We start from the raw sequence: 24,846 nt of genomic DNA on the forward strand, positions 1-24,846 counted from the left end.
CAAATAGCTGTGTGGCCGTCATGGAGGGCGGCGAGGCTGTGGTCATCCCCAATGCGGAGGGCAACCGGACCACCCCGTCCGTGGTGGCTTTCTCCAAGACCGGCGAGCGCATGGTGGGTCAAGTGGCTAAACGCCAGGCCATTACCAATCCGGACCGCACCATCTCTTCCATCAAGCGGGAGATGGGCAGCGATTATAAAGTGACCATTGACAGCAAGAGCTACACCCCCCAGGAGATCAGCGCCATGATCCTCCAGAAGCTGAAGGCGGACGCTGAGGCCTATCTGGGTAGCACAGTCACCGAGGCGGTCATCACGGTTCCCGCCTACTTCACTGACTCCCAGCGCCAGGCCACCAAGGACGCCGGCAGGATCGCCGGCCTGGACGTGAAACGCATCATCAACGAACCTACCGCCGCGGCCCTGGCCTACGGCGTGGATAAGGAACAGAGCCAGAAGATCATGGTGTACGACCTGGGCGGCGGCACGTTCGATGTGTCCATCCTGGACATCGACGACGGCGTGATCGAGGTCCTGGCCACCGCCGGTAACAACCGCCTGGGCGGCGATGACTTCGACGAGTGCATCATGAAGTGGCTGGTCAGCGAGTTCAAGCGCACCGACGGCGTGGACCTGTCCACCGACCGAGTGGCTATGCAGCGGCTGAAGGAGGCCGCCGAGAAGGCCAAGATCGAGCTCTCCGGCGTCACCACCAGCAACATCAACCTGCCCTATATCACCGCCGACGCCAACGGCCCCAAGCACCTGGACGTGACCCTGTCCCGGGCCAAGTTCAACGAGCTGACCGCCCATCTGGTGGACGCCACCATGGGCCCCGTGCGCCAGGCCATGTCCGACGCGGGCCTGAAGCCCAGTGACCTGAGCAAGGTCCTGCTGGTGGGCGGCTCCAGCCGGATCCCCGCCGTGCAGGAGGCCGTGAAGAACTTCACCGGCAACGAGCCCTTCAAGGGCATCAACCCCGACGAGTGCGTGGCCATGGGCGCCGCCCTGCAGGCGGGCGTCCTCACCGGCGACGTGAAGGGGCTGCTGCTGCTGGATGTCACACCCCTGTCCCTGGGCATTGAGACCATGGGCGGCGTGTTCACCAAGCTGATCGACCGGAACACCACCATCCCCGTGAAGAAGAGCCAGATCTTCTCCACCGCCGCTGACAACCAGACCAGCGTGGAGGTCAACGTCCTCCAGGGCGAGCGGGAGATGGCCGCGGCCAACAAGTCTCTGGGCCGCTTCCACCTGGACGGCATCGCTCCGGCCCGCCGCGGCGTGCCCCAGATCGAGGTGACTTTCGACATCGACGCCAACGGCATCGTCAACGTCTCCGCCAAGGACCTGGGCACCGGCAAGGAGCAGCATATCACCATCACTTCCTCCTCCAACATGAGCAAGGAGGACATTGAGAAGGCCGTCAAGGAGGCCGAGCAGTATGCTGCCCAGGACAAGAAGCTGAAGGAGGAGGTCGAGGTCCGCAACCAGGCCGACCAGATGGTCTACCAGAGCGAGAAGACCCTCTCCGAGATGGGCGACAAGATCCCTGCCGATGACAAGAGCAAGGTCCAGGCCGGAATCGACAAACTGAAGGAGGTTCTGAAAGGCACGGATACCGCTGCCATCAAGACCGCTACCGACGAGTTGACCCAGGCCTTCTACGCCGTCAGCGAGAAGCTGTATCAGCAGGCCAATCCCCAGGGGGCCCAGGGCGGCGCCCAGCAGCAGGCCGGCCCCGACGCCGGCGCCCAGCAGGGCCAGTATTATGACGCCGACTACAAGGTGGTCGACGATGACGAGAATAACAAGAAGTGATCAGATGCCATGCGGCCGCGCGGGCGGGGGACACCCCCGCCTGCGCGGCACGCTCTCATGAATTAGGAATTAGAAATCAGGAATAAGGAATTGAGGTGTCCGGCGGAGCCGGACGGATTTCAATTCATCCGCCGGGAGCGGATTCCACAATTCCTAATTCCTAACTCCCCATTCCTAATTGAAAAGTTGGTGATTCTATGGCAGAACAGAAACGCGATTATTACGAGGTCCTGGGGGTTTCCCGGGGAGCCTCTGAGGATGAGATCAAAAAGGCCTATAAAAAAATGGCCCGGAAGTATCACCCGGACCTGAATCCGGGGGACAAGACGGCGGAGGAGAAGTTCAAGGAGGTCAACGAGGCCTATGAGGTCCTCTCCGACGCGGACAAGAAGGCCCGGTACGACCAGTACGGCCATGCGGGCGTTGACCCCAACTTCGGCGCCGGGGGCTTCGGCGGCGGATTCGACGGGAGCTTCGACTTCGGCGACCTGGGGGACATCTTCGGCAGCTTTTTCGGCGGCGGCTTCGGCGGCGGGCGGCGCACCAATCCCAACGCCCCCCAGCGGGGCGAGAGCATCCGCATGTCCATCGCCATCAGCTTCGAGGAGGCGGCCTTCGGCTGTGAGAAGGCAGTCACCGTGGAGCGGTATGAGACCTGCGACACCTGCCACGGCAACGGCTGTGCCCCCGGCACGTCGCCGGAGGTGTGCCCGGACTGCCACGGCACCGGGACGGTCCAGGTCCGGCGGCAGACGCCCATGGGCGTGTTCGCCACCTCCTCCCCCTGCCCCAAGTGCGGCGGCAAGGGGCGGATTATCCACCAGCCCTGCAAGGACTGCCGGGGCAGTGGTATGGTGCGCAAGAAAAAGACCATTCAGGCCAGCATTCCCGCCGGCATCGACAACGGGCAGACCATCTCCATCCGTGGACAGGGCAACGCCGGCAAGAACGGCGGCCCGGCAGGCGACCTGCTGATTACCATTACGGTCCGGCCTCACGAGCTGTTCCGGCGGGAGGGCACCTCCGTCCTGTGCGAGGCGCCCATCACCTTCACCCAGGCGGTGCTGGGTGCGGAGCTGGAGATCCCCACCATCGACGGCAAAGTGAAGTATACCCTGCCGGAGGGCACCCAGTCCGGCACCACCTTCCGCCTGAAGGGCAAGGGCATCCCCTCCATCAACGGCCGGGGGCGGGGCGACCAGTATGTCACCGTCTACATTGAAACCCCCAAAAATCTGAACAAGGAGCAGAAGGAAGCGCTGAAGAAGTTCGCCGAGACCATGGGCGAGAGCAATTACGAGGAGCAGAAGAAGTTCTTCAAGAAGTTCAAAAAGTGAGGCACGTATGTATTTAGCCGACTACCACGTCCACTCCCGCATCTCACCGGACGCCTCCGCCTCCATGCAGGAGATGGCGGAGGCGGCCATCCGGCTGGGGTTCCAGGAGATCTGCTTCACAGACCATGTGGAGCCCATCCGGTTCGGCACCACCGAACCCCGGGGGGCCTATGACTGGGATCCCATGATTGCGGAGTTCCGCGCCGCCCGGACGGCGGTGGGGGACCGGATCACGTTGCGCCTGGGCGCGGAGCTGGGAGACGCCGTGTGGGGCATCAGGCGGATGGAGTCCATGCTGGCGGAGGCCCCGCCGCTGGACTTTCTCATCGGCTCCATCCACACCCTGTCGGAGAAGATGGAGGGCCGGGACCTGTATTTCCTTACCCCGCGGGATGAACAGGAAGCGCGGGACTGCCTTGCCGACTACCTGGGCCAGGTGCGGAAGCTCGCGGAGTGGGGGCGATTCCAGGTACTGGGCCATCTGACGCTGCCCCTGCGGTATTTGAACGAGAACCGGGGGATGCATGTCAGCTTCGACGGGTTCGAGGAGGAGATCGCGGAGATCTTCCGCCTCATCATCCCCAAGGGCATCGGGATCGAGCTCAACACCAACCGGGGCAACACCCCGCTGCCGGACGAAAAGTGGCTGCGGCTGTACCGCTCCCTGGGCGGCGAGATCGTCACCCTGGGGACGGATGCCCACACGCCGGGGTTTGTGGGCTGTGCCGTCCGGGAGGGGCAGGCGCTGCTGCGGGCCTGCGGATTCCGCCGTTTTGCCGCCTTCCGGCAGGGGAAACCGGTGTGGCATGAATTGTGATTTGCTTTTCAGGGGAAAACTGGCTATAATAAATCCATTCCAGCCCCATTCCTCTCCGAATGGGATGACTTGATTTGAAAAGGAGAACGATCACCATGAAAATCGCTCTGGGTTCTGATCACGGCGGCTACGCGCTGAAATGCGACATCATCCAGCTTCTGGAGAAGCTGGGCCATGAATACAAGGACTTCGGCTGCTACTCGACGGAGAGCTGCGACTACCCCGACTTCGGCGAGGCGGCGGCCCGGGCTGTGGCCTCCGGCGAGTATGATCGGGGCATCGTCATCTGCACCACCGGCATCGGCATCTCCATTGCCGCCAACAAGGTGCAGGGTATCCGCTGCGCCCACTGTGCCGACTCCCTGGAGGCGGAGATGACCCGCCGCCACAACGACGCCAATATGCTGGCCATCGGCGCGGGGTTCACCGGCAAGAACCTGGCGGAGCGGATGGTGGAGGTGTTCCTCTCCACGGACTTTGAGGGTGGCCGGCATGAGCGGCGCGTGAACAAGCTCAACGCCATCCAGCCCTGACGGGCAGGGGCAATCTCCTGGAGAAGAGGTGACGGACATGGGAGGCACCAAGGGCTACCGGAGCTACCGGGGCAGGACCTCCAAGGGGAAGATCGCGCTGGCAGTGCTGCTGGTGCTCATCATCCTGGCGGCGGTGGGCTTTCTATGGCTGCAGGAGTATATCGTCTACGATAGGGACGGCAGCTTCCACCTGGAGTTGCCCTGGAAGACGGAGACGCCCCCCGCGGAAGAGGAAGTGCCCCCAGAGGACGTAGAGATTACCATTCAGGAGCCGGAGAAGCCGAAGGCTCTGGCTGCCTTCTCTGCTTCCGCCGCGCCGCTGACCCAGGCGGGCTGGAAAGATGCCTGGCTGGGAGCCTCTGTGATGTCTGCTCCCGCCTATAACGCTGCTGCCGTCACGCTGAAAGACAGCACCGGACACATCTACTTTGCTGCCACTGGCGCCGCGGCCGGCACCGTGAGCACGGCGGAGGACACGGCGGCGGCTCTGGCGGAGGTGACGGAAAGCAGTTACCACTCCATCGCCCGGATGAGCTGCTTCCTGGACCCCATTGCCGCCCGCGCGGACGTGGAGGGCATGGGACTGAAGAACACCGGCGGCTATATCTTCTACGACGGGAACAACGGAAACTGGCTGGATCCCAGCAAGCCGGCGGCCCGGCAGTACCTGTGCACCCTGGCGGCGGAGCTGGCACAACAGGGTTTTGATGAAATCCTGCTAACGGATGTGGGCTATCCCACAGTAGGGAAGCTGGACAAGATCGACTACAACGGCGCCGACCGGGCGGCCAGCATCCGGCTGTTCCTGGAGGAGCTGCGCAGCGCTCTGGGTGAGTATGGTGTGGCTGTCTCCATTGAGCTGCCGCCGGAGGTCATCACCTCCGGCGCCGACGACACTGCCGGCCTGGTACTCTCGGATATCGCCCCGCTGGTGGACCGAGTCTACGCCGTCACCACGGTTGACCAGATCCCCGCGCTGGAAGCGGCGGTCAGTGCCGCCGGTGAGGACACGGACTTCGTGGCGGAGCTAACGGGCCACAGCCCTGATGTGACCGGCAGCTGCCTGATCCTTGCAGATTGAAGACAGATGAAGAGGAGAGCGCCCGTGCCGATTGGCACGGGCGCTTTTCTGGAGCTTCCTCAGCGGTGCGCCTCCTCATAGGACCGCAGGGTCCCTTCTGTCAATCGGGAGAGCTTATGGAGCCGTTCATTCACCATATCCCACATACACATGGGCAAGTGATCCCGGTGACCACGGTGCAGCGTCACGCACTCAAAGCAGTTGCCGTGGTGAGGGCAGGCCTGCTTGCAGGGGCAGTGGTCACCGCTCTCCCGCACCTGCTTCAGAAATTCCCGCTTGATGGCCATGGCTTCCGCATGGCGGCCCTCCCGGTCCAGCTCGTTTTGCTCAATTGCAAGTTCATTGCCATCGATCTTCATGTGTCCGCTTCCTCCTCAAATGTAAAGACTTGACCGACTCTGTTAACGTACACAGTTCGGGATGTGAAAGAAGTATAGCATGACAGGAATTGATTTGTAAAGTTAAAATTTCCCCACTGGTGCATGGGCAGAAAGCGGCGGATATCCGCCAGCTCCAGGAAGTACCGGGGGCCACGGAAGCCGTCCTCCCCCAGACGGGGATCCAGAGGCAGCATGGCCAGATCGATCTTCCGGCCCCGGAGAGGTTCCGCATACCGCCGGAAGTCCGCTTCCATGTTCCGGTTCCAGACGGGGTCCTCGCCCTCCCAGTGCCACCAGTTCAGATCCCCGGCATGAAAGACCGTCCGGCCTTCCGCCGTCACCAGAAAGGCCACGCCCTCATCGGTGGAGGGCAGTGCCTCCACGGTGACGCCGGGCAGGGGAGAGGCGCTCTCCCCGCCGGAAAGCACCCGGCAGTCCGCGGCGGCTTTTTCCGAGAGTCCCCATTTCTTCCGGTTCCGGTCTGTCAGATGGATGCCCTTGCCAAGAAGGAATCGGACATCCCGCTGCCCGTCATCCAGAGCAAAAATCCGGGGATCAAAGTGGTCTGGATGGCGATGGCTGGCAAAGACCAGCAGGGGGCCTGATGGCAGGGGGGGCAGGTCCCCCTTCCACCAGTCAAAGAGCAGCGTGAGACCGGGCAGCTCCACCAGAAAGCCGCTGTGGTCCAGAAAGGTGACGTGCATCATTTGAACTTTACAGCCGTTCCGTAGGCAATGACCTCCGCCGCCCCCTGCATCACGGAGGCAGAGGCGTACCGCAGGCCTACCACTGCGTCGGCTCCCAGAGCCTCTGCCGCGTCCACCATGCGCTTGGTGGCGATCTGCCGGGCCTCCACCAGCATCTCGGTGTAGCCGGTGATCTCTCCGCCCACCAGGGTCTTCATACCGGCCATGAAATCGCGGCCGAAGTTTTTGCTGTACACCACCGTGCCCCGCACGATGTCCAGGGCCTCAAATTCCTGGCCGGGAATGGTCTCAATACTGACGAGCTTCATATAATTCTCCTCCTTTGATCTCTTTCAAGCGGTCCCGCAGGGCCAACCCCAGCGGGATCAGCCCTGCTGCCTGGACAGCGGCCAGAACCGCCAGCAGAACGGATGCCGCACCGCTGGGGAAAAAGGCCTGCCGCACCCACAGCAATACCGCGGCCGCAGCCAGCAGCCATACGGCCGTCCCTGCGGCGGACACCGCTGCTTGTCGGCAATCCCGCCGCTCAGTAGTTCCGCGCATCGTCTTCCTCTCCCCGCTCAATCTCCCGGACACGCTGGACCAGGGCGATGACCACACCGACCACCACTGCCGCCGGGATGGCCACAAAGAGCGCCAGCACCGGCAGGGGCGGCGCACCGGCCGGATCCACCTCGAAGGCCCAGAGGAAGAGCCAGATCAGCCCCGCCATCAGGACTGACATGACGATGGCGACCACGATGGGCGCCACGAAGCGGCGGCGCCTGGTGTCCTGCTTCTGCTTGTTCATAAAGGTCGTTCCCTCCTGTTCCATCTGGGCCATCCGATCCAGCAGGGACTGGGCGTCCAGCTCCTCCAGCCGCTCCCTGCGGTCTGTGAGCGTCCCGCAGAAGCGGATGGCCGCTTCCAGATTCTGCCGCTCCCGCTCCAGGGACACCAGATGGCGGCGCATACCGTCCCCCACGGTGTAGGCGCCGTGCTGCATCTGCCGGATCTCCTCCAGCGGAAGGCCCAGCTTCCGAAGCAGCTTGATCCGCCGCAGGACCTCCACCTCAGTCTCCCCATAGTCCCGGTAACCGTTCTGGCTGTTCCGCCGGGGGGAGAGCAGTCCCTCCGCCTCATAAAAGCGGATGTTCTTCCGCGTGATGCCCACCAGGGCTTCCACTTCATTGATTTTCAAGGGATTACACCTCATCTCTGGGGACAGGGTACACCTTCCACCCGGGGGAAAGTCAAGGGACTTTCAAAATTTTTGTACAGGGGGTGGGAAGTTGGCGCCGGATGTGGTACAATAACCGCAATGCGGCGATTGTGCGGCTGGACAGGCTGATACAGCGGCGCAAGTTCGGAAAGGGTGCCATATCCATTCTGCGGATATGGTACAATCATACCATGTGCGGTGAGAATTTGACAACCAAAACTGTTTTACAAGATTTGCCGGGGCCGCTGTTGGCGTGGTATCGGGCCAATGCCCGGGACCTGCCCTGGCGGCGGACCACAGACCCGTATCAGATCTGGGTCTCGGAGATCATGCTGCAGCAGACCCGGGTAGCGGCGGTGCTGGGGTATTATGCCCGCTTTCTGGAGACATTCCCCACGGTGGAGGCTTTGGCAGCCGCCCCGGAGGAGCGGCTGATGAAGCTGTGGGAGGGCCTGGGCTATTACAGCCGGGCCAGGAACCTGCAGAAGGCCGCCAGGATCGTGGCGGAGCAGGGCGGCCGGTTTCCGGACACCTACCAGGACCTGCTGGCCCTGCCGGGGGTGGGGGACTACACCGCCAGCGCCATTGCCTCCGCCGCCTTCGGCCGACGGGAAGCGGCGGTGGACGGCAACGTGCTGCGGGTGGTCATGCGGCTGACGGACTGCCGGGACGATATTGCCGATCCCAAGGTAAAAAAGGCCGTGCGGGCACAGATCCAGGCCGTCATGCCGGAGGCTGAGGCGGATATCCGCGTCTTCAATCAGGCCACCATGGAGCTGGGGGCCACGGTCTGCGCACCCAACGGCCCGCCCCGGTGTCTGGAGTGTCCGGCCATGGCCTTCTGCAAGGGCCGCCTTCGGGGCACGGCAGAGGATCTGCCAGTGAAGGGGGCCAAAAAGCCCCGCCGGGTGGAGGAGAAGACGGTGTTCCTGCTGGTGCGGGACGGAAAGATCGCCCTGCGGAAGCGGCCGGGGACCGGGTTGCTGGCGGGCCTGTGGGAGTTTCCCAACGTGGAGGGAGCCCTGGACGAGGCTGCCGCCGGAGCGGCGGTGTCCGTCTGGGGCCTGGAGCCCAGGCGGTGGGAGAGCCGACTGACGGCGAAGCACATCTTTACCCATGTGGAGTGGCACATGACCGGTTACACCCTGGAGGTGGCGGGAGACGGCCCGGCGGACTTCGTCTGGGCAGATGCCGGAGCCCTGTCGGACCGGGCGGTGCCCTCCGCCTTTGGGCGGTATTACACGGAAGCGGCAGCACGCTTGAAGGAGGAGTGACGAATGGGCTGGCTGGTGGGACTGCCCCTGGGGCTGTTTCGGCTGCTGGGGAGTATTTTGCTGGTGGCGCTGCGGTTTGCGGTGCCCATTCTCATTCTCGTGGCGGTGATCTTGGTGGTGCGGCATGTGCGGAGGCGGTCCGCCCGGTACCGGGCGGAGGACGAGGACAGGCAGGAGCCGAAATTTCACGGCCCTGTGTATACGGTGGATTATGAGGAGGTCCCGGACTCCGAGGACCAGAAGAAGGACGAGGGCAACTGAATGGAACTCATCAACCTGGCGGGCATCGCCCTGCTGGCCCTGCTGATCCGCAAGCTGGTCTGGTGCCTCCGGTGGCTGTGGTGCTATTACCATGGGAAGGAGACGCCGGAGCCCGTCTCCTTCCTGCCCCGGCGGACGGGGGAGACCTTTGAGGAACGCATCCGGCAGGCGAGAGAGCAAAACGAGGAGGATTCGTGATGCCCTTCTGGAGGAAAAGCGAGGATCCCTGGGATATGGAGCCGGAGAAACGGCGCACCTGGACAGCGGGGGAGCCCCAGCCCCCGGCCGCCGACGGGGAGGCGTGGAAGGTCCCAGGGGAGAAGGAGACAGCGGAGGAGCAGACGCCGTCTGCCATGACCTGCCCCTGGTGCGGGCAGGAGATGCGGATGGGGTATCTGGTGGGCGGAAGGGACGCTGTCCGCCTGGTGTGGGAGCGTCCCGGCGCGTTTCGCCTGGCGGATGCCGACGGAACCCTCTACCTCCGGGGGGACGGTTCCTTCTGGAGCGATTACAAGCTGGCCTGGCACTGCGGGGCGTGCCGCAAGCTGGTCCTTGACACGGCCAACTGCACCCGGGCGGAGCATCTGACCTCCGAGGAGATCAACCGCCGCATCATCTACGGGGCTGATGCAGAGCATTTATCCGAAAGCCGAGAGGAGGAGTGACCGTGCCCTTCTGGAAGAAAAGCGAGGATCCCTGGGACTATGAGCCGGAAAAGCCGTCCCGTCCGGCGGAGCCGGGGCAGGAGGAGAAGGACTGCGCTCCCAGCCTGATGGACGAGCTCCGGGACTGGAACGAGGAGCGGAAGGAGAAGAAGGCCCTGCGGGAGACCCCGCCCCCGCCCATGATCTGTCCTTGGTGCGGGCAGGAGATGGAGGTGGGGACGATCACTGGGGGACGGGACAGTGTCCAGTGGTGGCCCGGCTGGCCCAACCGGTTCTTTGGTGCCAGCGGCCCGGAGATCGATATCCTCCATGAGGGGAGCCTTTTCAACAGGTACAAGACCGCCTGGCTCTGCCGCAGCTGCCGCAGGATGGTGATGGAAATTCCGGAGGAGGAGATCCCCAAGCCCCTGACGTCGGAGAAAGCGGCGGAGCAGCTGGAGGAACAGCGGCGGCGGGAGGCCCAGCGGAAGATCGACCGTGGGCTGCAGGGCTGAGGATCCCTCCCGGCGGAGGGGACCGGCACCAAAGAGAAGGCGGCGGAGTGCCGCATAAGAAGATACATAGAGAGGGAGAAAACAGACAAATGGCACAGCTCTATTTCAAATACGGGGCCATGGGTTCCAGCAAGACCGCAAACGCCCTGATGACCCGGTTCAACTACGAGGAGCGGGGGCAGAAGACCCTGCTGGTCAAGCCCCGGCTGGACACCCGGGACGGGGACCACATGGTGGTTTCCCGCATCGGCCTCACCTATCCCTGCATCTACTTTGACGAGATGCAGCAGCTCTCTGTCATGGAACTGCAGCAGAACGCCTGCGTCATCGTGGACGAGGCCCAGTTTTTGACCCGGGAGGAGGTCATGTACCTGGTGGGTCTGGTGGATGACCTGGGCATCCCCGTCATCTGCTACGGCCTGCGGGCGGACTTCAAGGGGGACCTGTTCCCCGGCAGCGAGGCCCTGCTGGTGATGGCCGACAAGATCGAGGAGGTCAAGACCATCTGCTGGTGCGGCAAGAAAGCTACCTTCAACGCCCGGTTCGATGCTGCCGGCAAGGTGCTGAAGGAGGGTGAGCAGGTGGTGCTGGGGGCCAACGACCAGTACATCGGGCTGTGCCGCAAGCACTGGATGGCCGGGGACCTGGGCCCGGACTTCCGCCCCGAGGACCTGCTGTGATCTGCCGCCTGTGCCCCAGAAACTGCGGCGAGGAGCGGACGGAGACGAGGCGGGGCGGCGTGTGCGGGATGCCCAGCGTGCCCGTGGCGGCCCGGGCCATGCTCCACCTCTGGGAGGAGCCGTGCCTGGTGGGGGAGCGCGGCGCCGGGTGCGTGTTCTTCTCCGGCTGCAATCTCCGGTGCTGCTTCTGCCAGAACAAGCCCATCTCCCAGGGGGAGGTGGGAAAGGTCCTGACGGCGGAGCGGCTGCGGGAGATCTTTCACGAGCTGATCGGACAGGAGGCCGCCTGCCTGGACCTGGTGACCCCCACCCACTTCACCGACGCGGTTCTGGAGGCCCTGGGGGACGAGGAATGGCCCGTGCCGGTGGTGTGGAACTGCGGCGGCTATGAGAAACCGGAGACCCTCCGCCGTCTGGAGGGGAAGGTACAGGTGTATCTGCCGGACTTGAAGTATGGCCTCTCCGAACCTGCCCGCAAATACTCTGGCGCGGCGGACTACTTTGACTGGGCCAAGCGGGCCATTCTGGAGATGTTCCGCCAGACCGGGCCTTACCGGATGGAAAACGGCCTTTTAAAGCAGGGTGTGTTGATCCGACATCTTCTGTTGCCGGGAGAACTGGAGAACACCCGAAGAGTCATCGACTGGGTGGCGGAGAGCTTCCGCCCCGGGGAGGTGCTGTTTTCCCTCATGAGCCAGTATACGCCCCAGCCAGGGGCAGAAGGGAAACTGGCCCGCCACGTGACCAAGGCGGAGTACCGGGCGGCAGTGGAGTACATGGAAAACTGCGGGATCACCGACGGCTACACCCAGGAGCGGACGTCGGCCAGGGAGGAGTACACCCCGGCCTTTGACCTGCGGGGAATTTGAGTGCCTGCCTTCAGACGCGGTATGGACAAATTCCATGGCCTATGTTATGTTGGAAAAAACAAGACCGAGGGGGCGGAGAGATGATCCGCGGCAAGTGGAAGTGGCTGTTGATCCTGCTGGCGGCGCTGGCTGTGCTGGTGGGGCTGATGGCTTTGGAGACCCTGCTGGGCAGCGTCCGCAAGTGCGGCTGAGCCCCGGCGGCCCTATTTGCAGAGGAGGGATTTCATGGCCCGAAGCGTGAAGCGAGTGGTACTGGTCCTACTGGCGGCGGCCGTCCTGGCCTTTGCAGCCTGGATGCTGTGGCCCCGCTCCATCGGGGATGCGGTGGATCTGGAGGGCGAGGATTTTTACGGCTTTTTGGTCACCCTCGATGTGCGAGACGGGCAGAGCCAGACAGACTCTGAGAGCTATACTGTCTCTGCGGACAGCGAACAGGCAGAGGCAATCCTGGAGCTGTTGGATCAGTACACCTATCATTTCTGCTGGGATACACTGACAGTCGCAGACGTTATTTCGGAGATCGGCGACATCATCGTGGATCTGGATGCCAGCGGGGACCTTGAGCGGAAGCTTTCCGTCTCCAACGGCACCGGCAAAGCCAGGGTCAACGGCCGGGTGGTCCGTATCGGCTATTTTGGCAGTGGGCAGGCCGCCGCACTGTGCGAACAGCTCTCCGCTATCCTCCGGGGCGAATCGGGGGTTGCAAACTGAATCCCGTGTCTTTATAATGAGAGGGCTGTCCGGTGCGGACAGCCCGATTTTTGTGTGTTTTGGGAGAGACCTGCTATGAAGCTGGAGAACAATCTGGGCACGGACGCCATCCGGCCCCTGGTGCTGCGGATCGCCATACCCAGTATGCTGGCCCAGTTCGTCAGCGTGCTGTACAGCATCGTGGACCGCATCTACATCAGCAACATCCCCTTGGTGGGGGAGACCGCTCTCGCGGGCGTGGGGGTCTGCGGGCCGGTGGTGACGCTGATCGGCGCATTCGCCTCTCTTATCGGCGTGGGCGGCGCGCCGCTCATGAGCATCCGCATGGGGGCGGGTAAAACGGAGGAGGCCCGGCGGATCCTCTCCAACAGCTTTCTGATGCTGTGTGTCTGCTCCGTGGCGCTGATGGCGGGGGTGTTCCCCCTGCGCCAGCCCATGCTGATGGCCTTCGGCGCAAGCGATGCCACCTACGGCTACGCCAATACCTATTTCACCGTCTATCTCTGCGGGACGGTGTTCAACCTGCTGGCTCTGGGGCTGAACCAGTTCATCATCTGCCAGGGCTACGCCCGGAAGGGCATGATCTCCGTCATGCTGGGGGCGGCACTGAACATCGTGCTGGACCCGGTGTTCATCTTTCTCTTTGACATGGGGGTGGCTGGGGCTGCCGTGGCCACGGTCCTCTCTCAGCTGGTTAGCTGCCTCTATGTACTGCGGTTCCTCTTCGGCAAGTCTGTGCCCATCGCCATCACTTTCGGCGGTTACGACGGGCGGCTGATGCTCCGCATCCTGGCGGTGGGCATGACGCCCTTCCTCATCATCGGCGTGGACAACATCATGATTATCTCCATGAACGCCATCCTCCAGTCCTATGGCGGGGCGGAGCTGGGAGACCGTCTGGTGACCTGCGCCACCATCGCCCAGAGCTTCATGCTGGTGGTGACCATGCCCCTGGGAGGCATTTCCGCCGGCACAGGCACCATCCTGGCGTACAACTACGGCGCCCGGCGGCGGGACCGGATCCTGAAGGCCCAGGCATTCATCGCCGGACTGTGCGTGGCCTATGTGACGGCCCTGTTTCTGCTGGCCCGTCTGGGGGGAGCTCTCTTCGTGCGCCTCTTCACCACGGAGCCGGAGCTGGCAGCGGAGGCCCTCTCCGCCATCCACATCTGCACCCTGGCCCTGATCCCCCTGGGGCTGCAGTACGCCATTGTGGACGGATTCACCGGCATGGGAAAGGTACAGCTGGCCCTGCCCCTGTCCGCCTTCCGGAAGGCGGTGTACTTTATCGCCCTGTTTGCCCTGCCGGCGGTATTCGGCGCCCGGGCCGCATTCTATGCGGAACCCATCTCCGACATCGCGGGGCCGGTGGTGAGCATCGCAGTCTATGCCCTGTGCATCCGGCGGATTCTGGATTTCCCCGCGGACCCGCCCGCTGCGGAGAACAAGTCCACGCTGCCATCCTGATCGACAAAGCGGCACAGCCGAAGGCTGTGCCGCTTTGTTTGTATAAGATCGTCGGTTCAGACAGAGATGGAGAATTGCTATAAGGGGACACGAAAAGAAGGGACGTCCGCTCCGTATGGAACCAACGACCGCTCTGCAGAGCAGGGGCTGCTGCGCCGGCTTTCCTCATTCGCCGTCCTCCCCCTCCCGGCGATCCCCCAGCTTCCGCAGGGACTCCAGGGCCTCGGCAAAGGCTTTGGCGCTGGCGGAGGGGTTGCCCCGCAGGATGCGCAGGGACTGGCGATAACGCCTGGCGGTGCGGGCGCGGATGGAAGCTTCCCGGTCCCGGAGTCGGTCCAAAAGCTGCTGGACTTCCGCCCGGCGGGCCTCCAGAGACTCCTCTGTCAGGTCCCTGGCAACTGCCAGCCGGTCCCGGTAGGCCTCCAGAGCCTCCTGGATGTTGGCAAGGGCCGTCAGCTTGGCATCGGTCCGGCGGCGCAGGGACTCCTCCAGCTGGGCCTGGCGGCGTCGGGCGCCCTTGGCATAGGCCTCCTGAATCTGGCGGCGGGTGTCCTCCCAGCGCTCCTGCCGGAGCAGCCGCTCCACCTCCGTGCGCTCCCGGAAGCGGCGCAGGTCCTCCTCCGCAAAGGCGGAGATCACCTCCACCCGCTTGGCAAGGCGGCGCAGGTCCTCGTTCTCCTCCGTGAGGCGGGTGAGGACCTCCCGCAGGTCCATGGCGGCCTGGAAGGACCGGACTGCGTCTACGGTGACGGCGATGGTCAGCAGGAACGCCAGAGGATCCACCAGGAAGGCGGGCAGCCGCAGCACCAGATCCTCCACAGGCGGGTGCAGAAACCGCACCAGCAGGATGGAGAAGGCGCCCCAGGCCAGGGAGCTGGTGAGGCAGATATAGCCGTTGAGGTTGAAGGGCTGCTTGGAGTAATCCCAGTAACGGACTTTGAAGAGGGCCTCCATGGCGGCACCGGTGACATACTCCAGCGCCGTGGCGGCCAGCATGCCCAGCAGGAAAACCAGCCACAGGCTGTCCCGCACGGGGATGGTGGCCAGCAGGATGATGACGGCGCCGGTGCCATAGATGGGCAGCATGGGGCCGTGAAGAAAGCCACGGTTCACCCACTGGCGCCGCTTGGCGGAGACGTAGCAGGATTCCCACACCCAGCCGAGAAAGCAGTAGAGAAAGAAGAACAGCAGCCACTGTCCCAGGGAATAGACGTACATAAGACCTCCGGTTTCAAATGAGGGAGCCGCCCGTCCCGCCGGGGCTCTGGCGGGACGGGCGGCGGGTTCGTCCGGTCAGTGCTGTGCCGCGCCCTCCGCGGTCTCCGGCGCCTCCGCCGCCACGGCCACCCGAACCTCCAGCACCCGGCGGTGGTCCACCATGGTCACAGTGACGTCCAGGCCCTCCGCCTGGAAGTGGTCCCCCACCAGGGGCAGGCGGCCCAGCTGGTCGATCACCCAGCCGGAGACGGTGCTGGCGTCGCAGTCCCCCTTGATGGAGAACAGATCGTACAAGTCGGAGAGGTCGGCGCCGGCGGCCACCAGGAAGCTGCCGTCGCTCTGCTTGCGGAAGGACTCCACCACTTCATCGTGCTCGTCCCAGATCTCGCCCACCAGCTCCTCCAGGATGTCCTCCATGGTCAGCAGGCCCTCGGTGCCGCCGTACTCATCCACCACGATGGCCATGTGGGTCTTTTTTTTCTGCAGCGTCCGCAGCAGCAGGCCCAGGTCCGCATTGGCGGTGGTATAGTGGACCGGCGTGATGCAGCCGGAGATGTTGCCCTGGCCCCGGTAGCGGGCGGCGTTGAAGTCCTTCTCATGGATCACGCCCACGATGTCATCCACGTCCTTGTGGTACACCGGCAGGCGGGAGTAGCCGCTCTCAGCGAACACGGCGGCGATCTCCTCCATGGAGGCAGAGTCCTCCACCGCCACGATGTCCACCCGGGGCGTCAGGATGTCCCCGGCCTCCAGGTCGCCGAACTCGATGGCGGAGCGGATCAGCTGGCTCTCGTGCTGGTCCAGACCTCCCTCGTTCTCCGCCTCGGATACCATGGTGATTAGTTCCTCTTCCGTGATGCCCTGGTCCTCAGAGGGGTGGAAGATCATGTTCAGCAGCCGCTTCCACTGGGAGAACAGGAAGTTCAGTGGCCGCAGGACCAGCAGAAACACCCGCAGGATGGGCGCGGAGAACATGGCGAAGCTCTCCGCGTGCTCCTTGGCCAGGCTCTTGGGGGAAATCTCGCCGAAGATCAGCACCACCAGCGTCAACACCACCGTAGAGACGGTGGGGCCGTAAGCCGCATACAGCTTGGTGAACAGCACTGTGCCCACAGTGGAGGCGGTGATGTTCACGATGTTGTTGCCGATGAGGATGGTGGAGATCAGCCGGTCATAGTCCTCCACCAGGTCCATGGCAAGAGCAGCCCGGTGGTCGCCGGACTCCGCCCGGCTCTTCATCCGGATCTTGTTCAGGCAGGAGAAGGCGGTCTCCGTGGCGGAGAAATAGGCCGACATCATCACCAGCAGGACGATGGCCACGGTCATTGATATAGTGGAACTGTCCATGGGAAAAATCATCACTCCTCAAAAAAATCAGCGGATCCCTGAGGCCCAAAACGCGAAAAGGGCAGTCTCACCCCTTGGGGCAGACTGTCCTTCTGAAAGACACCTCGGTATGTATGGGTGGGCAACGGAGGTTCGTCCACGCGGGTTCACAGATCCTTCCTGGCCGGCAGGCCAACTTACTTATCTGCTAATATACCATAACAACGGAAGGGATGCAACACTGATTTTTCAGGTTCTTGCACCCAGGGCGGAGATGCGGGAGATCAGCGGCAGTCTCCGGTTATAGAGGTTCACGAACCGGCCAACCGCCAGTGCGGAAAAAATGGTGCCGATCTCCAGGCCCTGGAGCTGATGGAAGAAGAGCAGGGAGAGGAGCAGGGCTGTGGACACCAGCGTGGCGTCGAAAGCCGTCTTTACATTGCCGAACTGTCGGCCGGTGACGACTGCGATGGCCTGGACGATCCCCTCGCCGGGGACCATCAGCACCCGGGGCGCCACCTCGACGCTGATGCCGAAGCCCAGCACGGCGCAGCCCACGGCCAGCGCCAGCAGCCGCATGGGCAGCACACCGACCTCCATCCAGGAGAGGAGTCCCATGCTCACATCAATGAACAGGCTGAACACCACATTCACAGCAACCTGTAGGAGCTGAACGGGACGGAAGTCCTTCCGCAGCAGCAGGACCTGCGCCAGAATGAACAGCATATTCATCAAAAAAGTGAACTGTCCCAGCGTGACGGGAAAGCGGAGGCTCAGCACATAGGGCAGGCTGGAGATGGGGGAGGTCCCCAGCGCGGCCTTGGTAATCAGGGCCACGCCGAAGGCGTTCAGCAGGACCCCGGCAGTGAACCAGCCATAGCGGGAGAGAGCGATTTTTATGGAGTGCATCTTGTTGGATCCGTCCTTTTTCGCAGAATACAGGGGGTACCGGTCAACGTGTCAGCCGGCGTCCAGAATGGCCTTTACAGCCTCCCGGGTGGAGCGGGCGGGAAACAGCTCATAGCCCACCAGCCCTGTGTAGCCGGCGGCCTCCAGCGCCTTGTAGACCCGGGGGAAGGCGATCTCCCCGGTACCGGGCTCACGGCGGCCAGGGGCGTCTGCCGCGTGGACATGGCCGAAGGTATCGGCGTACTGCCGGATGGTGTCGCAGAGGCGGCCCTCGTTCAGCTGCATGTGGTAGATGTCATACAGGACCTTCAGGCGGGGAGAGCCGATCAGGCGTACCAGCTCCGCCGCCGTCTGCGTGTCCCGCAGAAAATTACCGGGGTGGTCTGTGGAGATGTTCAGCGGTTCCAGATAGAGGGTGACGCCTGCCTCCTCCGCCAGGCGGGCGCTGGCGGCAAGGCCCGCGTACAGGGAGCAGAGCTTCACCGTGTGGGAGAGGTCCTCCCGGGGCGCCAGCACCACGCCCCCCAGCCCCAGACCGTTGGAGTGGACGGTGACGCCGGAGGCGCCCAGGAACCGGGCCGCCTCCAGAGAGCGGTGCAGAAAGGCCAGATACGCCTCCCGCTGGGCAGGGTCGATCAGAGAGAGGTCCGCGTCCCCGTTGAAGCCGCAGACAGGGATCCCGGCCCGATCTGATGCCGATTTGACGGCAGAGAGGTCCCGGTCCGCCCAGCTCCAGAACTCCACGGCGTCAAAGCCGTCCTCCTTTGCCGCCTGGAACCGGTCCAGGAAGGGCAGCTCCAGGTACAGCGTGTCAATGCAGGCGGAACGTCTCAGCTTCATGGGGGGCCTCCTCGCAAAGAGACATCCTGTCCGCGGACAGGATGTGGAATATGATTACTTTACACCCTGGGGCAGGAGCTGTCAACAGGCACCGTTTCCATCTTCCGGCTTCACCGGACAGCCCTGGCCGCCTGAATAGAGGCCGACCGGGAAGGGCTGTGCCCGGCGGCATTTGCCTGGACGGGCCCCGGGGGAGACCCTTTCCTGAAATCACAGGGGATTGGAGTCGATAGCGCTTTGCAGCACCCGGCAGATTCCGAAAAGACGCTCTCCATAAGGAGAGGCCGGCGCGGATGCGCCGGCCTCTGAAAGGCGAAACTCACATCAGGTTGTAGAGGATCTTGGCCATCTGACCCCGGGTGATGTTGGCTCCGGGCTGGAACGTGCCGTCCGCATAGCCGCTGATGACGCCCTGGGCCGCCATGGTCTGGATGTAGTAGGTGGCGTAGGCAGGGATGGAGGCGGTGTCGGAGAAGGTCAGATCGACAATGGCGTAGCCCTTCTCCTGGGTACGGCCGATCATGGCGGCGGCCTGGGCCCGGGTCAGGGACCCGCCGGGATTGAAGTACAGCCGTCCGTCGCTGCCGGTGGAGCCGTTGATGATGCCCTCGGTGTACAGGGCCTTCACCGCCGTCAGGGCGTAATCCCCGATGGAGGCGTTGTCCGCGAAGGGCAGCGTCACGCTCTCATACTGGGTGCCGTCCAGCCCCAGGTAGCGATACAGCATCACCGCGAACTGCTGGCGGGAGATGTTGTCGTTGGGCCGGAAGGTGCCGTCGGCATAGCCGGTGGTGATATTGGCGTTGTACAGGAAGTCCACATAGGTGGCCGCCCAGTAGTCGTTGATGTCCGTGAACTTGTGGTCCACGCCGTAGGGCTCCACATCCACGGAGGCCCGGCCGATGTTGCCGGAGAGGTCCCGGGCGGTGATGGTGATCCGCATGGCCTCGTGGCTCTCCCCGGGGCCGGGCAGGGCCACGGTCACAAGACCGGTGGCGGGATCATAGCTGCCGTAGGGGGCGCCGTTGTAGGTGACGGTGACGCTGCCCGCTGGCAGGATGCCATCCACCGCGTCGGCGACCGAGGCGGTCACCTGCCAGAGGGAATTGTCGAGGGAGGCGGAGACCACAGGCGCCGCGTTGTCCGGCGTGCCGGAGGCGGTGGCGGTGATGTGGTCGATATAGATGGTGCCGGAGAGCTTGTCGCCGACAGAAACCGTACCGTCTGCGGCGGTGGTGGCGCTGACCTGCAGACCCTGAATCTCGAAGTGTGCGCCGGGGAGGGTGACGGTGACCTGTTTCCAGCCGGTGAAGTCCAGCGGGGTTACCTGGAGGGACTGATAGCCTGCGGCGCCATCGTTGTACAGCAGGGACAGGATGTTGCCGGAGCCGTCGCCGTAGACCCACAGGTGCAGGGCAGTATAGGTGCTGCAGTCGATGCCCGTGGACTTGGAGGCCCGCCACTCGGCGGTGTAGGCGCCTTGGGATGCGCCGGTTTCGGTAAGAGTGTAATCCACCTTGGCGGAGCCGCTGCCCATCCGCACGGTGTCGGCGCTGTGGTTCAGACTGAAGTCCATGTTGCTGCCGCTGCCCCGGAAGATGGTGGTGCTGCCCTCAAAGGACTCCACCTCCATGACGCCGCCGGCGGAGACCGTGCCGGAGCTGGAGACGGTGACGGGGATGGAGACTCTGGCCCGGCCGGCGGAGACCGTGATGGTGCCGGTGCCGGGCGCGGCGGCAGTAAAGAGGCCGTGCTCATCCACCGTGCCGATGTCGCCGGTGACCTCCCAGGTGAAGGCTTCTGGATCCGCCTTCAGGGAGATGTGGTTGTAGGCGGCGGTGGCGGCCAGCTGGGTGGTGGTGCCGGTGGCGGCATTCAGCGTGGTGAGCGCGGTGCCGCTGCTGTCCCGGATCACCACGTCCGTGGGATCCTCGATGGCGTAGACGGTGGTAGAGCCTTCTCTGCGGCCGCTGGAGGCGGTGACGGTGATCTCACCGCCCCGTTTCGGGGTGGTGAGGATATTGCCGTCCAGCTCCCCGTCGGAGGCCTCCAGGTCGTAGTCATAGTCCTCGTCCATGGGGATGTAGTTGGTGTCTACGGCGGCGGCGGAGATCTCTACCTTGCTGCCCGCCAGAACGTAGGCGTTGTCCGCCTGGACGTAGAAGTGGCCCAGTTCGCCGGTGGGCTCATTGGTGGCCACCAGGAACAGGTGGTTGGCCACCGCCCGCTCACTGCCGTCGGAGGGACGGTTGATGGTAGCGGCGGTGGTGTCGTCGGGCTGCGTCACGGTGATGGTGGTGGAGCCGCCGCCGTCCAGGCCGATGGCGGCCACGCAGCCCAGCTCGATCATCCGCTGGGCCACCTGGCTCAGGCTGGCGCCGATGGAGTGGCCGGACCGGCGGCCGTCGATGGTATAGAACACCACGGTGCCGTCAGCTGTCACACCCACCGCCGTGCGGGGGTTCACCCCGGAGGGCAGACCGGAGACCACGGCGCCGTCCTGCACCAGGGAGTATAAGGCACCCACGGCGTACTGCACATCGTTCCACGCCTCATTGGCGGCGGAGACGGTGACGGTCACCGTGGCGCCCACAGGGATGTTCCGCAGGGCGTCGGTGTAGTAGGTGTTGGAGAGGGCGTTGGCGGAGAGGACAATCTGGTCCGGCCCGATGGCCGTTGCGGAGGTGGCCTCGATCACCTGGTCCACCACCAGCGTCATGGTGCCGCCGATGGAGAGGGAGCCGTCCACGATGGTGCACAGCACGTCCACGCCGGCCTCGGTATTGCCGGTGGTGTGCCGGTTGTTGAAGTCGTATGTATAGAGGTAGATGCCGCCGGTGGAGACCCGGGCCTTGTTGATGCCGGCCACCGTGCGGATGATGTCCGTGAAGTACCCGCTGCTGTCCGAACCCTGATAGCCCAGGTTGGCGGAGATGGAGAGTCCGGGCTTGCCGATGACAGCAGAGCCATCCTCCCGGAAACCCATGGCGTAGTAGCCGCCGTCGCTGCTGAGGACCTCTCCCTCCGACACCAGGATGCCGATGGGCAGGCCGTTGGAGGTGTTGAAGAAGTCGCCGTTGATGCCCGCCGCCACCCGGTAGCCCTGGCTCTCCAGTGCCCGGGCCGCAGAGGTGACCGTGGTGCGGGTGGTCAGGGAGTCCCCGAAGGTGACGATGGGCGTCACATCTGCATTGGGCTCGTATGTGACGACGTTCTCCGTCCGCAGGTCGGAGTACGCAGTACTCCAAAACACATTGGTGGAGAGCTGGGTCTTCTGGTTCAAAAGAGTGCCCTTGGAGGTCAGGTCCTCGCCCATGGCCTCGGACGCGGCGGCGGTGAGGCCCAGGGAGCAAAGAAGCGTGAACGCCAAAAACAGGGACAGGGTTTTGCGCAGGGTGTTTTTCATGTCATACCTCCATAAGCTGCAGCTGAGATGGTCTACATAATCCTCTTCAGAATAGCATAAACAGGCGGAAAAGTAAATGGGAATGGGGCAACAAAATCCACCAGATTGCACAGAGTCTCCCAAATACAAGACGGCGTCTGCGGGAAAAAAGTTCCGCCCGCCGCAGAAAAGACTTGGAGAAACCGGCGCGGTGTATTACAATAAAAGGGAACAGCGGGCGCAGCCCGCGGAAAAGGAGGAAGCGCATGACAGTCAATGTGGACGCCTCCCGGTGTATCGGCTGCGGGATGTGCGCGGCGGCGGTGCCGGCCGTGTTTCAGATCCAGGGGCGGGTGTCCGTGGTGCAGGCCCAGCCCCGGACCCCGGCGGAGGAGGCGGGGGCCTTCGACGCGGCCAACGGCTGCCCGGTCAATGCCATCCGGGCCCGGAAGGCATGAGAAAGAACCGCCCGCCGGAGCATTCCAGCGGGCGGCTTTTTTCATTCAATCCAGGTTCACCCGGAAATCTCCCCGGGCGGCGGCATCGGCCCGCCGCTGTTTGTCCGCGGCCAGGGCATCCAGCATCCCACCGATGATCTGGTTGGACACCAGAAAGCCCCGGGGCGTCAGGTGCCAGCGGCCGTCCTCCTCCACCGCATAGCCGGCCCTGGCGCACTGGTCCAGGAAGGGCAGAAAGCAGGTGAACCGGCGGCGGAAGCGGCGCTCAAATGCCTTGGGGTCCAAACCCGCCGTGGTCCGCAGGCCCAGCATTACCCATTCGGTGTCCCGGTCCAGGGGTGGGATGCGGTCGCTCTCCGACAGCATGGGGGCGTGGTCCCGCACGCCCCGGATATAGCCCTCCAGATCCTTTGTGTAGGCGTACCGCACGCCGCCGAAGTCCGAGTGGGCGCCGGGGCCGAAGCCGGCGTACTCCCCCAGGGTCCAGTATTTCAGATTGTGCCGGGAGGCGCAGCCCGGCTTTGCGAAGTTGGAGATCTCATACTGCTCATAGCCCTGGGCCTTCAGGAACTCCACCGTGTAGAGATACATGTCCGCCTGGGCGTCGTCCCCCGGCAGACCCGCGGTCCCCCGCCGGGCAAAAAGGGGCGTACCCTCCTCTACCTTCAACCCATAGCAGGAGAGATGCTCCGGCGTCAGGTCCAAGGCAGCGGAAAGGTTTTTCTGCCACCCCTCCAGCGTCTGATGGGGCAGGCCGTAAATCAAATCCAGGGAGAGATTCTGGAACTTGGCCTTCCGGGCGGCCTCCACGGCGGCTTCCGTCTGAGCCATGGTGTGCACCCGGCCGATCTCCGAGAGCTCTTCGTCATCGGCGGACTGCATTCCCAGGGAGAGGCGGTTGAACCCGCACCGGCGCAGGGTGCGCAGCTCTTTCCAGTCCCCGGCGGAGTCGGGATTGGCCTCCAGGGTGATCTCCGCCTGCTTGTCCACCTTGTATTTTTTCAGAATGGTCTTCAGGATCTTCACCAGCCGCTTGGTCCCCAGATAGCTGGGGGTGCCGCCGCCGAAGTACACGGTGTCGACCAGATGGCCCGCCGCGAAGGGGGCGGTCTCCGCCAGATGGGCGCACAGGGCATCCGTGTAGTCGTCCATCCGGCTCTCGGACCGGGGCAGGGAGTAGAAGTCGCAGTAGACGCACTTGCTCTTGCAGAAGGGAATGTGGATATACAGGCCCAGCGGGGCGGGCATGGGTCTCATGGGGATTCCTCCAAACACACAAATCTTCGGGCAACAGTGTACTCCCTTCCGCGCAGGTTTGCAAGTGCGTATAGTTTCCGAACAAGCAGGAGACCCTATGGGAAAATGGCCTGGAGGGGATTTTCAATGAATATGACGCCGCAGGAATACCAGCAGTATGTGAAGCAGAAGGCCCCCAAGTCGCCGCTGCTGAAGGATACGGTCCTGGCCTTTGTAGTGGGCGGGGCCATCTGCGTGGTGGGCCAGCTGATCCTGAACGGCTGGACTGCCGCCGGCCTGGAGGAAAAGACGGCGGGCACCGCCACCTCCTGCACGCTGGTGTTTCTCTCCGCCCTGCTGACGGGGCTGAACCTGTACAACAAGCTGGCCCGCTTTGGCGGCGCCGGGACGCTGGTGCCCATCACCGGCTTTGCCAACGCGGTGGTCTCACCGGCCATCGACTTCCGCAGCGAGGGATTCGTCACCGGCATGGCGGCCAAGATGTTCCTGATCGCCGGGCCGGTGATCGTGTTCGGCACCCTGGCCTCGGTGATTTACGGCGTGGTCCTGGTGCTGCTCGGCTGAAGCGGGAATGCCATGCCGTCCCGCTTTGGGGATGCTGCACCCACAGAGGCTTCCTATATCCTAAATATATCCGATCTCAAAAGTCAGAAGACCGCCCCGGCGCTGTGCAGCGCCGGGGCGGTCTGGTGTCTCGCAGCTTACAGGTCCTTCTTCCAAAGACCGTGGAGGTTGCAGTAGGCATAAACGGCCTTGGCAGTCTGGCCCTCCGCCAGGGCGAACACGACCTCCGGCGTCTCCTCCGGGTGGAACCAGTGGATCAGGGCGTCCCGCTCAGTCTCCACCACCACCCACTGGATAAAGTGCTCGGCGGTCATGGGATGGGTGACAGAGCCCACGTCCACCTTCACCAGACTGCCCTCCACCGTGACGGCAGGCACGTGCTTCTCCTGGGCGGCGTCGGTGACACCGGCCTCCAGCACATGCATCTCCTCGCCGCAGCACTTCACGGGCACCTGGGCGGAGGTGAGCTTGGTGATGACATTGCCGCAATGTTTGCAGATATAGAACTTCATATAGAATTCTCCTTTTTCCGTTTTTTGAAATACTTTCAAGGGGAGAGGGATTTCTTCTGGCAATATATTAGCATATCCAA

Annotated in this window: 28 protein-coding genes; 16 read left to right on the top strand and 12 right to left on the bottom strand. The window is 63.6% G+C overall.

All coding sequences use genetic code 11. The features are described 5' to 3' along the window. The 5 genes from dnaK to OCV80_RS00490 all read left to right on the top strand — a co-directional run. Positions 1-1,820: molecular chaperone DnaK (gene dnaK, locus OCV80_RS00470; protein ID WP_267288141.1), on the top strand; the 1,820-nt coding region annotated here is incomplete at its 5' end. Between the two features lie 197 nt (positions 1,821-2,017). Further along, positions 2,018-3,157 (top strand): molecular chaperone DnaJ, encoded by a 1,140-nt coding sequence (dnaJ, locus tag OCV80_RS00475; protein WP_021748252.1) that lies wholly within the window; start codon positions 2,018-2,020, stop codon positions 3,155-3,157. 7 nt (positions 3,158-3,164) lie between these two features. Further along, positions 3,165-3,974, top strand: a complete 810-nt coding sequence (locus tag OCV80_RS00480; RefSeq protein WP_267288142.1) for a histidinol-phosphatase HisJ family protein — start codon at positions 3,165-3,167, stop codon at positions 3,972-3,974. 95 nt (positions 3,975-4,069) lie between these two features. Beyond that, positions 4,070-4,507: a ribose 5-phosphate isomerase B gene (gene rpiB / locus OCV80_RS00485; protein WP_021748254.1), complete on the top strand. Its 438-nt coding sequence runs from the start codon at positions 4,070-4,072 to the stop codon at positions 4,505-4,507. A 37-nt stretch (positions 4,508-4,544) separates the two neighbouring features. Further along, positions 4,545-5,588 carry a putative glycoside hydrolase gene (locus tag OCV80_RS00490; RefSeq protein ID WP_136891073.1) on the top strand — a complete coding sequence of 348 codons (1,044 nt, stop codon included), beginning with the start codon at positions 4,545-4,547 and terminating at the stop codon, positions 5,586-5,588. 59 nt (positions 5,589-5,647) lie between these two features. Here the strand turns inward: OCV80_RS00490 and OCV80_RS00495 are convergent, their stop codons facing one another. Genes OCV80_RS00495 through OCV80_RS00515 form a run of 5 tightly spaced genes read right to left on the bottom strand, consistent with a single transcriptional unit; the run spans position 5,648 to position 7,855 of the window. After that, entirely contained in the window at positions 5,648-5,947 is a 300-nt protein-coding gene (locus tag OCV80_RS00495; protein WP_021748256.1) for a hypothetical protein, read from the bottom strand. Further along, a complete protein-coding gene (locus OCV80_RS00500) occupies positions 5,944-6,675 on the bottom strand; it encodes an MBL fold metallo-hydrolase (protein ID WP_051365655.1) in 732 nt (243 codons plus the stop codon). Before OCV80_RS00500 ends, OCV80_RS00495 begins: the two co-directional genes overlap by 4 nt. After that, entirely contained in the window at positions 6,672-6,983 is a 312-nt protein-coding gene (locus OCV80_RS00505) for a YbjQ family protein (protein WP_021748258.1), read from the bottom strand. Before OCV80_RS00505 ends, OCV80_RS00500 begins: the two co-directional genes overlap by 4 nt. Further along, a complete protein-coding gene (locus tag OCV80_RS00510; protein ID WP_025545082.1) occupies positions 6,964-7,218 on the bottom strand; it encodes a hypothetical protein in 255 nt (84 codons plus the stop codon). The genes OCV80_RS00505 and OCV80_RS00510 overlap by 20 nt, the downstream gene beginning before the upstream one ends. Continuing rightward, positions 7,202-7,855: a MerR family transcriptional regulator gene (locus OCV80_RS00515; protein ID WP_025545083.1), complete on the bottom strand. Its 654-nt coding sequence runs from the start codon at positions 7,853-7,855 to the stop codon at positions 7,202-7,204. Before OCV80_RS00515 ends, OCV80_RS00510 begins: the two co-directional genes overlap by 17 nt. Before the next feature lie 212 nt (positions 7,856-8,067). Here OCV80_RS00515 and mutY point away from each other — a divergent pair, with 212 nt between their 5' ends. The 9 genes from mutY (at position 8,068) to OCV80_RS00560 (ending at position 14,297) form a co-directional block, all read left to right on the top strand. Continuing rightward, positions 8,068-9,150, top strand: a complete 1,083-nt coding sequence (gene mutY / locus OCV80_RS00520; protein ID WP_051319938.1) for an A/G-specific adenine glycosylase — start codon at positions 8,068-8,070, stop codon at positions 9,148-9,150. 3 nt (positions 9,151-9,153) lie between these two features. Further along, a complete protein-coding gene (locus OCV80_RS00525) occupies positions 9,154-9,411 on the top strand; it encodes a hypothetical protein (protein WP_021748262.1) in 258 nt (85 codons plus the stop codon). Next, positions 9,412-9,609 (top strand): hypothetical protein, encoded by a 198-nt coding sequence (locus tag OCV80_RS00530; protein ID WP_021748263.1) that lies wholly within the window; start codon positions 9,412-9,414, stop codon positions 9,607-9,609. Further along, a complete protein-coding gene (locus tag OCV80_RS00535) occupies positions 9,609-10,076 on the top strand; it encodes a PF20097 family protein (RefSeq protein WP_025545085.1) in 468 nt (155 codons plus the stop codon). The genes OCV80_RS00530 and OCV80_RS00535 overlap by 1 nt, the downstream gene beginning before the upstream one ends. Positions 10,077-10,078: 2 nt before the next feature. Then, positions 10,079-10,570, top strand: coding sequence for a PF20097 family protein (locus OCV80_RS00540; protein WP_119311643.1), 492 nt, complete (start codon positions 10,079-10,081; stop codon positions 10,568-10,570). An 89-nt stretch (positions 10,571-10,659) separates the two neighbouring features. Next, positions 10,660-11,250, top strand: coding sequence for a thymidine kinase (locus OCV80_RS00545; RefSeq protein ID WP_021748266.1), 591 nt, complete (start codon positions 10,660-10,662; stop codon positions 11,248-11,250). Beyond that, the gene (locus OCV80_RS00550) at positions 11,247-12,119 is read left to right on the top strand and encodes a 4Fe-4S cluster-binding domain-containing protein (RefSeq protein WP_119311642.1); all 873 of its coding nucleotides are present in this window, start codon (positions 11,247-11,249) and stop codon (positions 12,117-12,119) included. Before OCV80_RS00545 ends, OCV80_RS00550 begins: the two co-directional genes overlap by 4 nt. Positions 12,120-12,344: 225 nt before the next feature. After that, entirely contained in the window at positions 12,345-12,830 is a 486-nt protein-coding gene (locus OCV80_RS00555; protein ID WP_119311641.1) for a hypothetical protein, read from the top strand. Positions 12,831-12,905: 75 nt separating this feature from the next. After that, positions 12,906-14,297 carry an MATE family efflux transporter gene (locus tag OCV80_RS00560; RefSeq protein WP_119311640.1) on the top strand — a complete coding sequence of 464 codons (1,392 nt, stop codon included), beginning with the start codon at positions 12,906-12,908 and terminating at the stop codon, positions 14,295-14,297. 165 nt (positions 14,298-14,462) lie between these two features. Here the strand turns inward: OCV80_RS00560 and OCV80_RS00565 are convergent, their stop codons facing one another. From OCV80_RS00565 to OCV80_RS00585, 5 genes are all read right to left on the bottom strand, one after another. Then, positions 14,463-15,515, bottom strand: coding sequence for a putative ABC transporter permease (locus tag OCV80_RS00565; protein WP_119311639.1), 1,053 nt, complete (start codon positions 15,513-15,515; stop codon positions 14,463-14,465). Between the two features lie 75 nt (positions 15,516-15,590). Continuing rightward, complete coding sequence (locus OCV80_RS00570; protein ID WP_036629886.1) at positions 15,591-16,862, bottom strand: HlyC/CorC family transporter; 1,272 nt, start codon at positions 16,860-16,862, stop codon at positions 15,591-15,593. Positions 16,863-17,090: 228 nt separating this feature from the next. Then, on the bottom strand, positions 17,091-17,750 hold the full coding sequence (locus OCV80_RS00575; RefSeq protein ID WP_249390837.1) for a YczE/YyaS/YitT family protein: 660 nt from the start codon (positions 17,748-17,750) through the stop codon (positions 17,091-17,093). 51 nt (positions 17,751-17,801) lie between these two features. Beyond that, positions 17,802-18,590, bottom strand: a complete 789-nt coding sequence (locus tag OCV80_RS00580; protein WP_136891070.1) for a hydroxypyruvate isomerase family protein — start codon at positions 18,588-18,590, stop codon at positions 17,802-17,804. A 319-nt stretch (positions 18,591-18,909) separates the two neighbouring features. Next, the gene (locus OCV80_RS00585) at positions 18,910-21,996 is read right to left on the bottom strand and encodes a phosphodiester glycosidase family protein (protein ID WP_136891069.1); all 3,087 of its coding nucleotides are present in this window, start codon (positions 21,994-21,996) and stop codon (positions 18,910-18,912) included. A gap of 245 nt (positions 21,997-22,241) precedes the next feature. On the opposite strand from OCV80_RS00585, the gene OCV80_RS00590 reads away from it, so the two are divergent. Then, positions 22,242-22,433, top strand: coding sequence for a ferredoxin (locus tag OCV80_RS00590; RefSeq protein WP_021747569.1), 192 nt, complete (start codon positions 22,242-22,244; stop codon positions 22,431-22,433). A gap of 45 nt (positions 22,434-22,478) precedes the next feature. Here OCV80_RS00590 and hemW read toward each other — a convergent pair whose 3' ends face one another. After that, a complete protein-coding gene (gene hemW, locus OCV80_RS00595; protein ID WP_119311637.1) occupies positions 22,479-23,690 on the bottom strand; it encodes a radical SAM family heme chaperone HemW in 1,212 nt (403 codons plus the stop codon). 126 nt (positions 23,691-23,816) lie between these two features. Between hemW and spoVAC the strand changes: the two genes are divergently transcribed. Further along, the gene (gene spoVAC / locus OCV80_RS00600; protein ID WP_021747567.1) at positions 23,817-24,254 is read left to right on the top strand and encodes a stage V sporulation protein AC; all 438 of its coding nucleotides are present in this window, start codon (positions 23,817-23,819) and stop codon (positions 24,252-24,254) included. Positions 24,255-24,391: 137 nt separating this feature from the next. Here spoVAC and OCV80_RS00605 read toward each other — a convergent pair whose 3' ends face one another. Continuing rightward, a complete protein-coding gene (locus OCV80_RS00605; RefSeq protein WP_119311636.1) occupies positions 24,392-24,766 on the bottom strand; it encodes a desulfoferrodoxin family protein in 375 nt (124 codons plus the stop codon). Positions 24,767-24,846: the final 80 nt, after the last annotated feature.

The sequence above is a fragment of the Oscillibacter acetigenes genome, from assembly GCF_025567605.1.
Classification (GTDB): domain Bacteria; phylum Bacillota; class Clostridia; order Oscillospirales; family Oscillospiraceae; genus Oscillibacter; species Oscillibacter welbionis.

What these genes read in the sequence shown, in the direction of transcription:
- dnaJ (WP_021748252.1), top strand. Translation starts at nt 2,018, where the DNA reads ATGGCAGAACAGAAACGCGATTATTACGAGGTCCTGGGGGTTTCCCGG.
- OCV80_RS00480 (WP_267288142.1), top strand. Translation starts at nt 3,165, where the DNA reads ATGTATTTAGCCGACTACCACGTCCACTCCCGCATCTCACCGGACGCC.
- rpiB (WP_021748254.1), top strand. Translation starts at nt 4,070, where the DNA reads ATGAAAATCGCTCTGGGTTCTGATCACGGCGGCTACGCGCTGAAATGC.
- OCV80_RS00490 (WP_136891073.1), top strand. Translation starts at nt 4,545, where the DNA reads ATGGGAGGCACCAAGGGCTACCGGAGCTACCGGGGCAGGACCTCCAAG.
- OCV80_RS00495 (WP_021748256.1), bottom strand. Translation starts at nt 5,947, where the DNA reads ATGAAGATCGATGGCAATGAACTTGCAATTGAGCAAAACGAGCTGGAC.
- OCV80_RS00500 (WP_051365655.1), bottom strand. Translation starts at nt 6,675, where the DNA reads ATGATGCACGTCACCTTTCTGGACCACAGCGGCTTTCTGGTGGAGCTG.
- OCV80_RS00505 (WP_021748258.1), bottom strand. Translation starts at nt 6,983, where the DNA reads ATGAAGCTCGTCAGTATTGAGACCATTCCCGGCCAGGAATTTGAGGCC.
- OCV80_RS00510 (WP_025545082.1), bottom strand. Translation starts at nt 7,218, where the DNA reads ATGCGCGGAACTACTGAGCGGCGGGATTGCCGACAAGCAGCGGTGTCC.
- mutY (WP_051319938.1), top strand. Translation starts at nt 8,068, where the DNA reads ATGTGCGGTGAGAATTTGACAACCAAAACTGTTTTACAAGATTTGCCG.
- OCV80_RS00525 (WP_021748262.1), top strand. Translation starts at nt 9,154, where the DNA reads ATGGGCTGGCTGGTGGGACTGCCCCTGGGGCTGTTTCGGCTGCTGGGG.
- OCV80_RS00530 (WP_021748263.1), top strand. Translation starts at nt 9,412, where the DNA reads ATGGAACTCATCAACCTGGCGGGCATCGCCCTGCTGGCCCTGCTGATC.
- OCV80_RS00535 (WP_025545085.1), top strand. Translation starts at nt 9,609, where the DNA reads ATGCCCTTCTGGAGGAAAAGCGAGGATCCCTGGGATATGGAGCCGGAG.
- OCV80_RS00545 (WP_021748266.1), top strand. Translation starts at nt 10,660, where the DNA reads ATGGCACAGCTCTATTTCAAATACGGGGCCATGGGTTCCAGCAAGACC.
- OCV80_RS00555 (WP_119311641.1), top strand. Translation starts at nt 12,345, where the DNA reads ATGGCCCGAAGCGTGAAGCGAGTGGTACTGGTCCTACTGGCGGCGGCC.
- OCV80_RS00560 (WP_119311640.1), top strand. Translation starts at nt 12,906, where the DNA reads ATGAAGCTGGAGAACAATCTGGGCACGGACGCCATCCGGCCCCTGGTG.
- OCV80_RS00565 (WP_119311639.1), bottom strand. Translation starts at nt 15,515, where the DNA reads ATGTACGTCTATTCCCTGGGACAGTGGCTGCTGTTCTTCTTTCTCTAC.
- OCV80_RS00570 (WP_036629886.1), bottom strand. Translation starts at nt 16,862, where the DNA reads ATGGACAGTTCCACTATATCAATGACCGTGGCCATCGTCCTGCTGGTG.
- OCV80_RS00575 (WP_249390837.1), bottom strand. Translation starts at nt 17,750, where the DNA reads ATGCACTCCATAAAAATCGCTCTCTCCCGCTATGGCTGGTTCACTGCC.
- OCV80_RS00580 (WP_136891070.1), bottom strand. Translation starts at nt 18,590, where the DNA reads ATGAAGCTGAGACGTTCCGCCTGCATTGACACGCTGTACCTGGAGCTG.
- OCV80_RS00585 (WP_136891069.1), bottom strand. Translation starts at nt 21,996, where the DNA reads ATGAAAAACACCCTGCGCAAAACCCTGTCCCTGTTTTTGGCGTTCACG.
- OCV80_RS00590 (WP_021747569.1), top strand. Translation starts at nt 22,242, where the DNA reads ATGACAGTCAATGTGGACGCCTCCCGGTGTATCGGCTGCGGGATGTGC.
- hemW (WP_119311637.1), bottom strand. Translation starts at nt 23,690, where the DNA reads ATGAGACCCATGCCCGCCCCGCTGGGCCTGTATATCCACATTCCCTTC.
- spoVAC (WP_021747567.1), top strand. Translation starts at nt 23,817, where the DNA reads ATGAATATGACGCCGCAGGAATACCAGCAGTATGTGAAGCAGAAGGCC.
- OCV80_RS00605 (WP_119311636.1), bottom strand. Translation starts at nt 24,766, where the DNA reads ATGAAGTTCTATATCTGCAAACATTGCGGCAATGTCATCACCAAGCTC.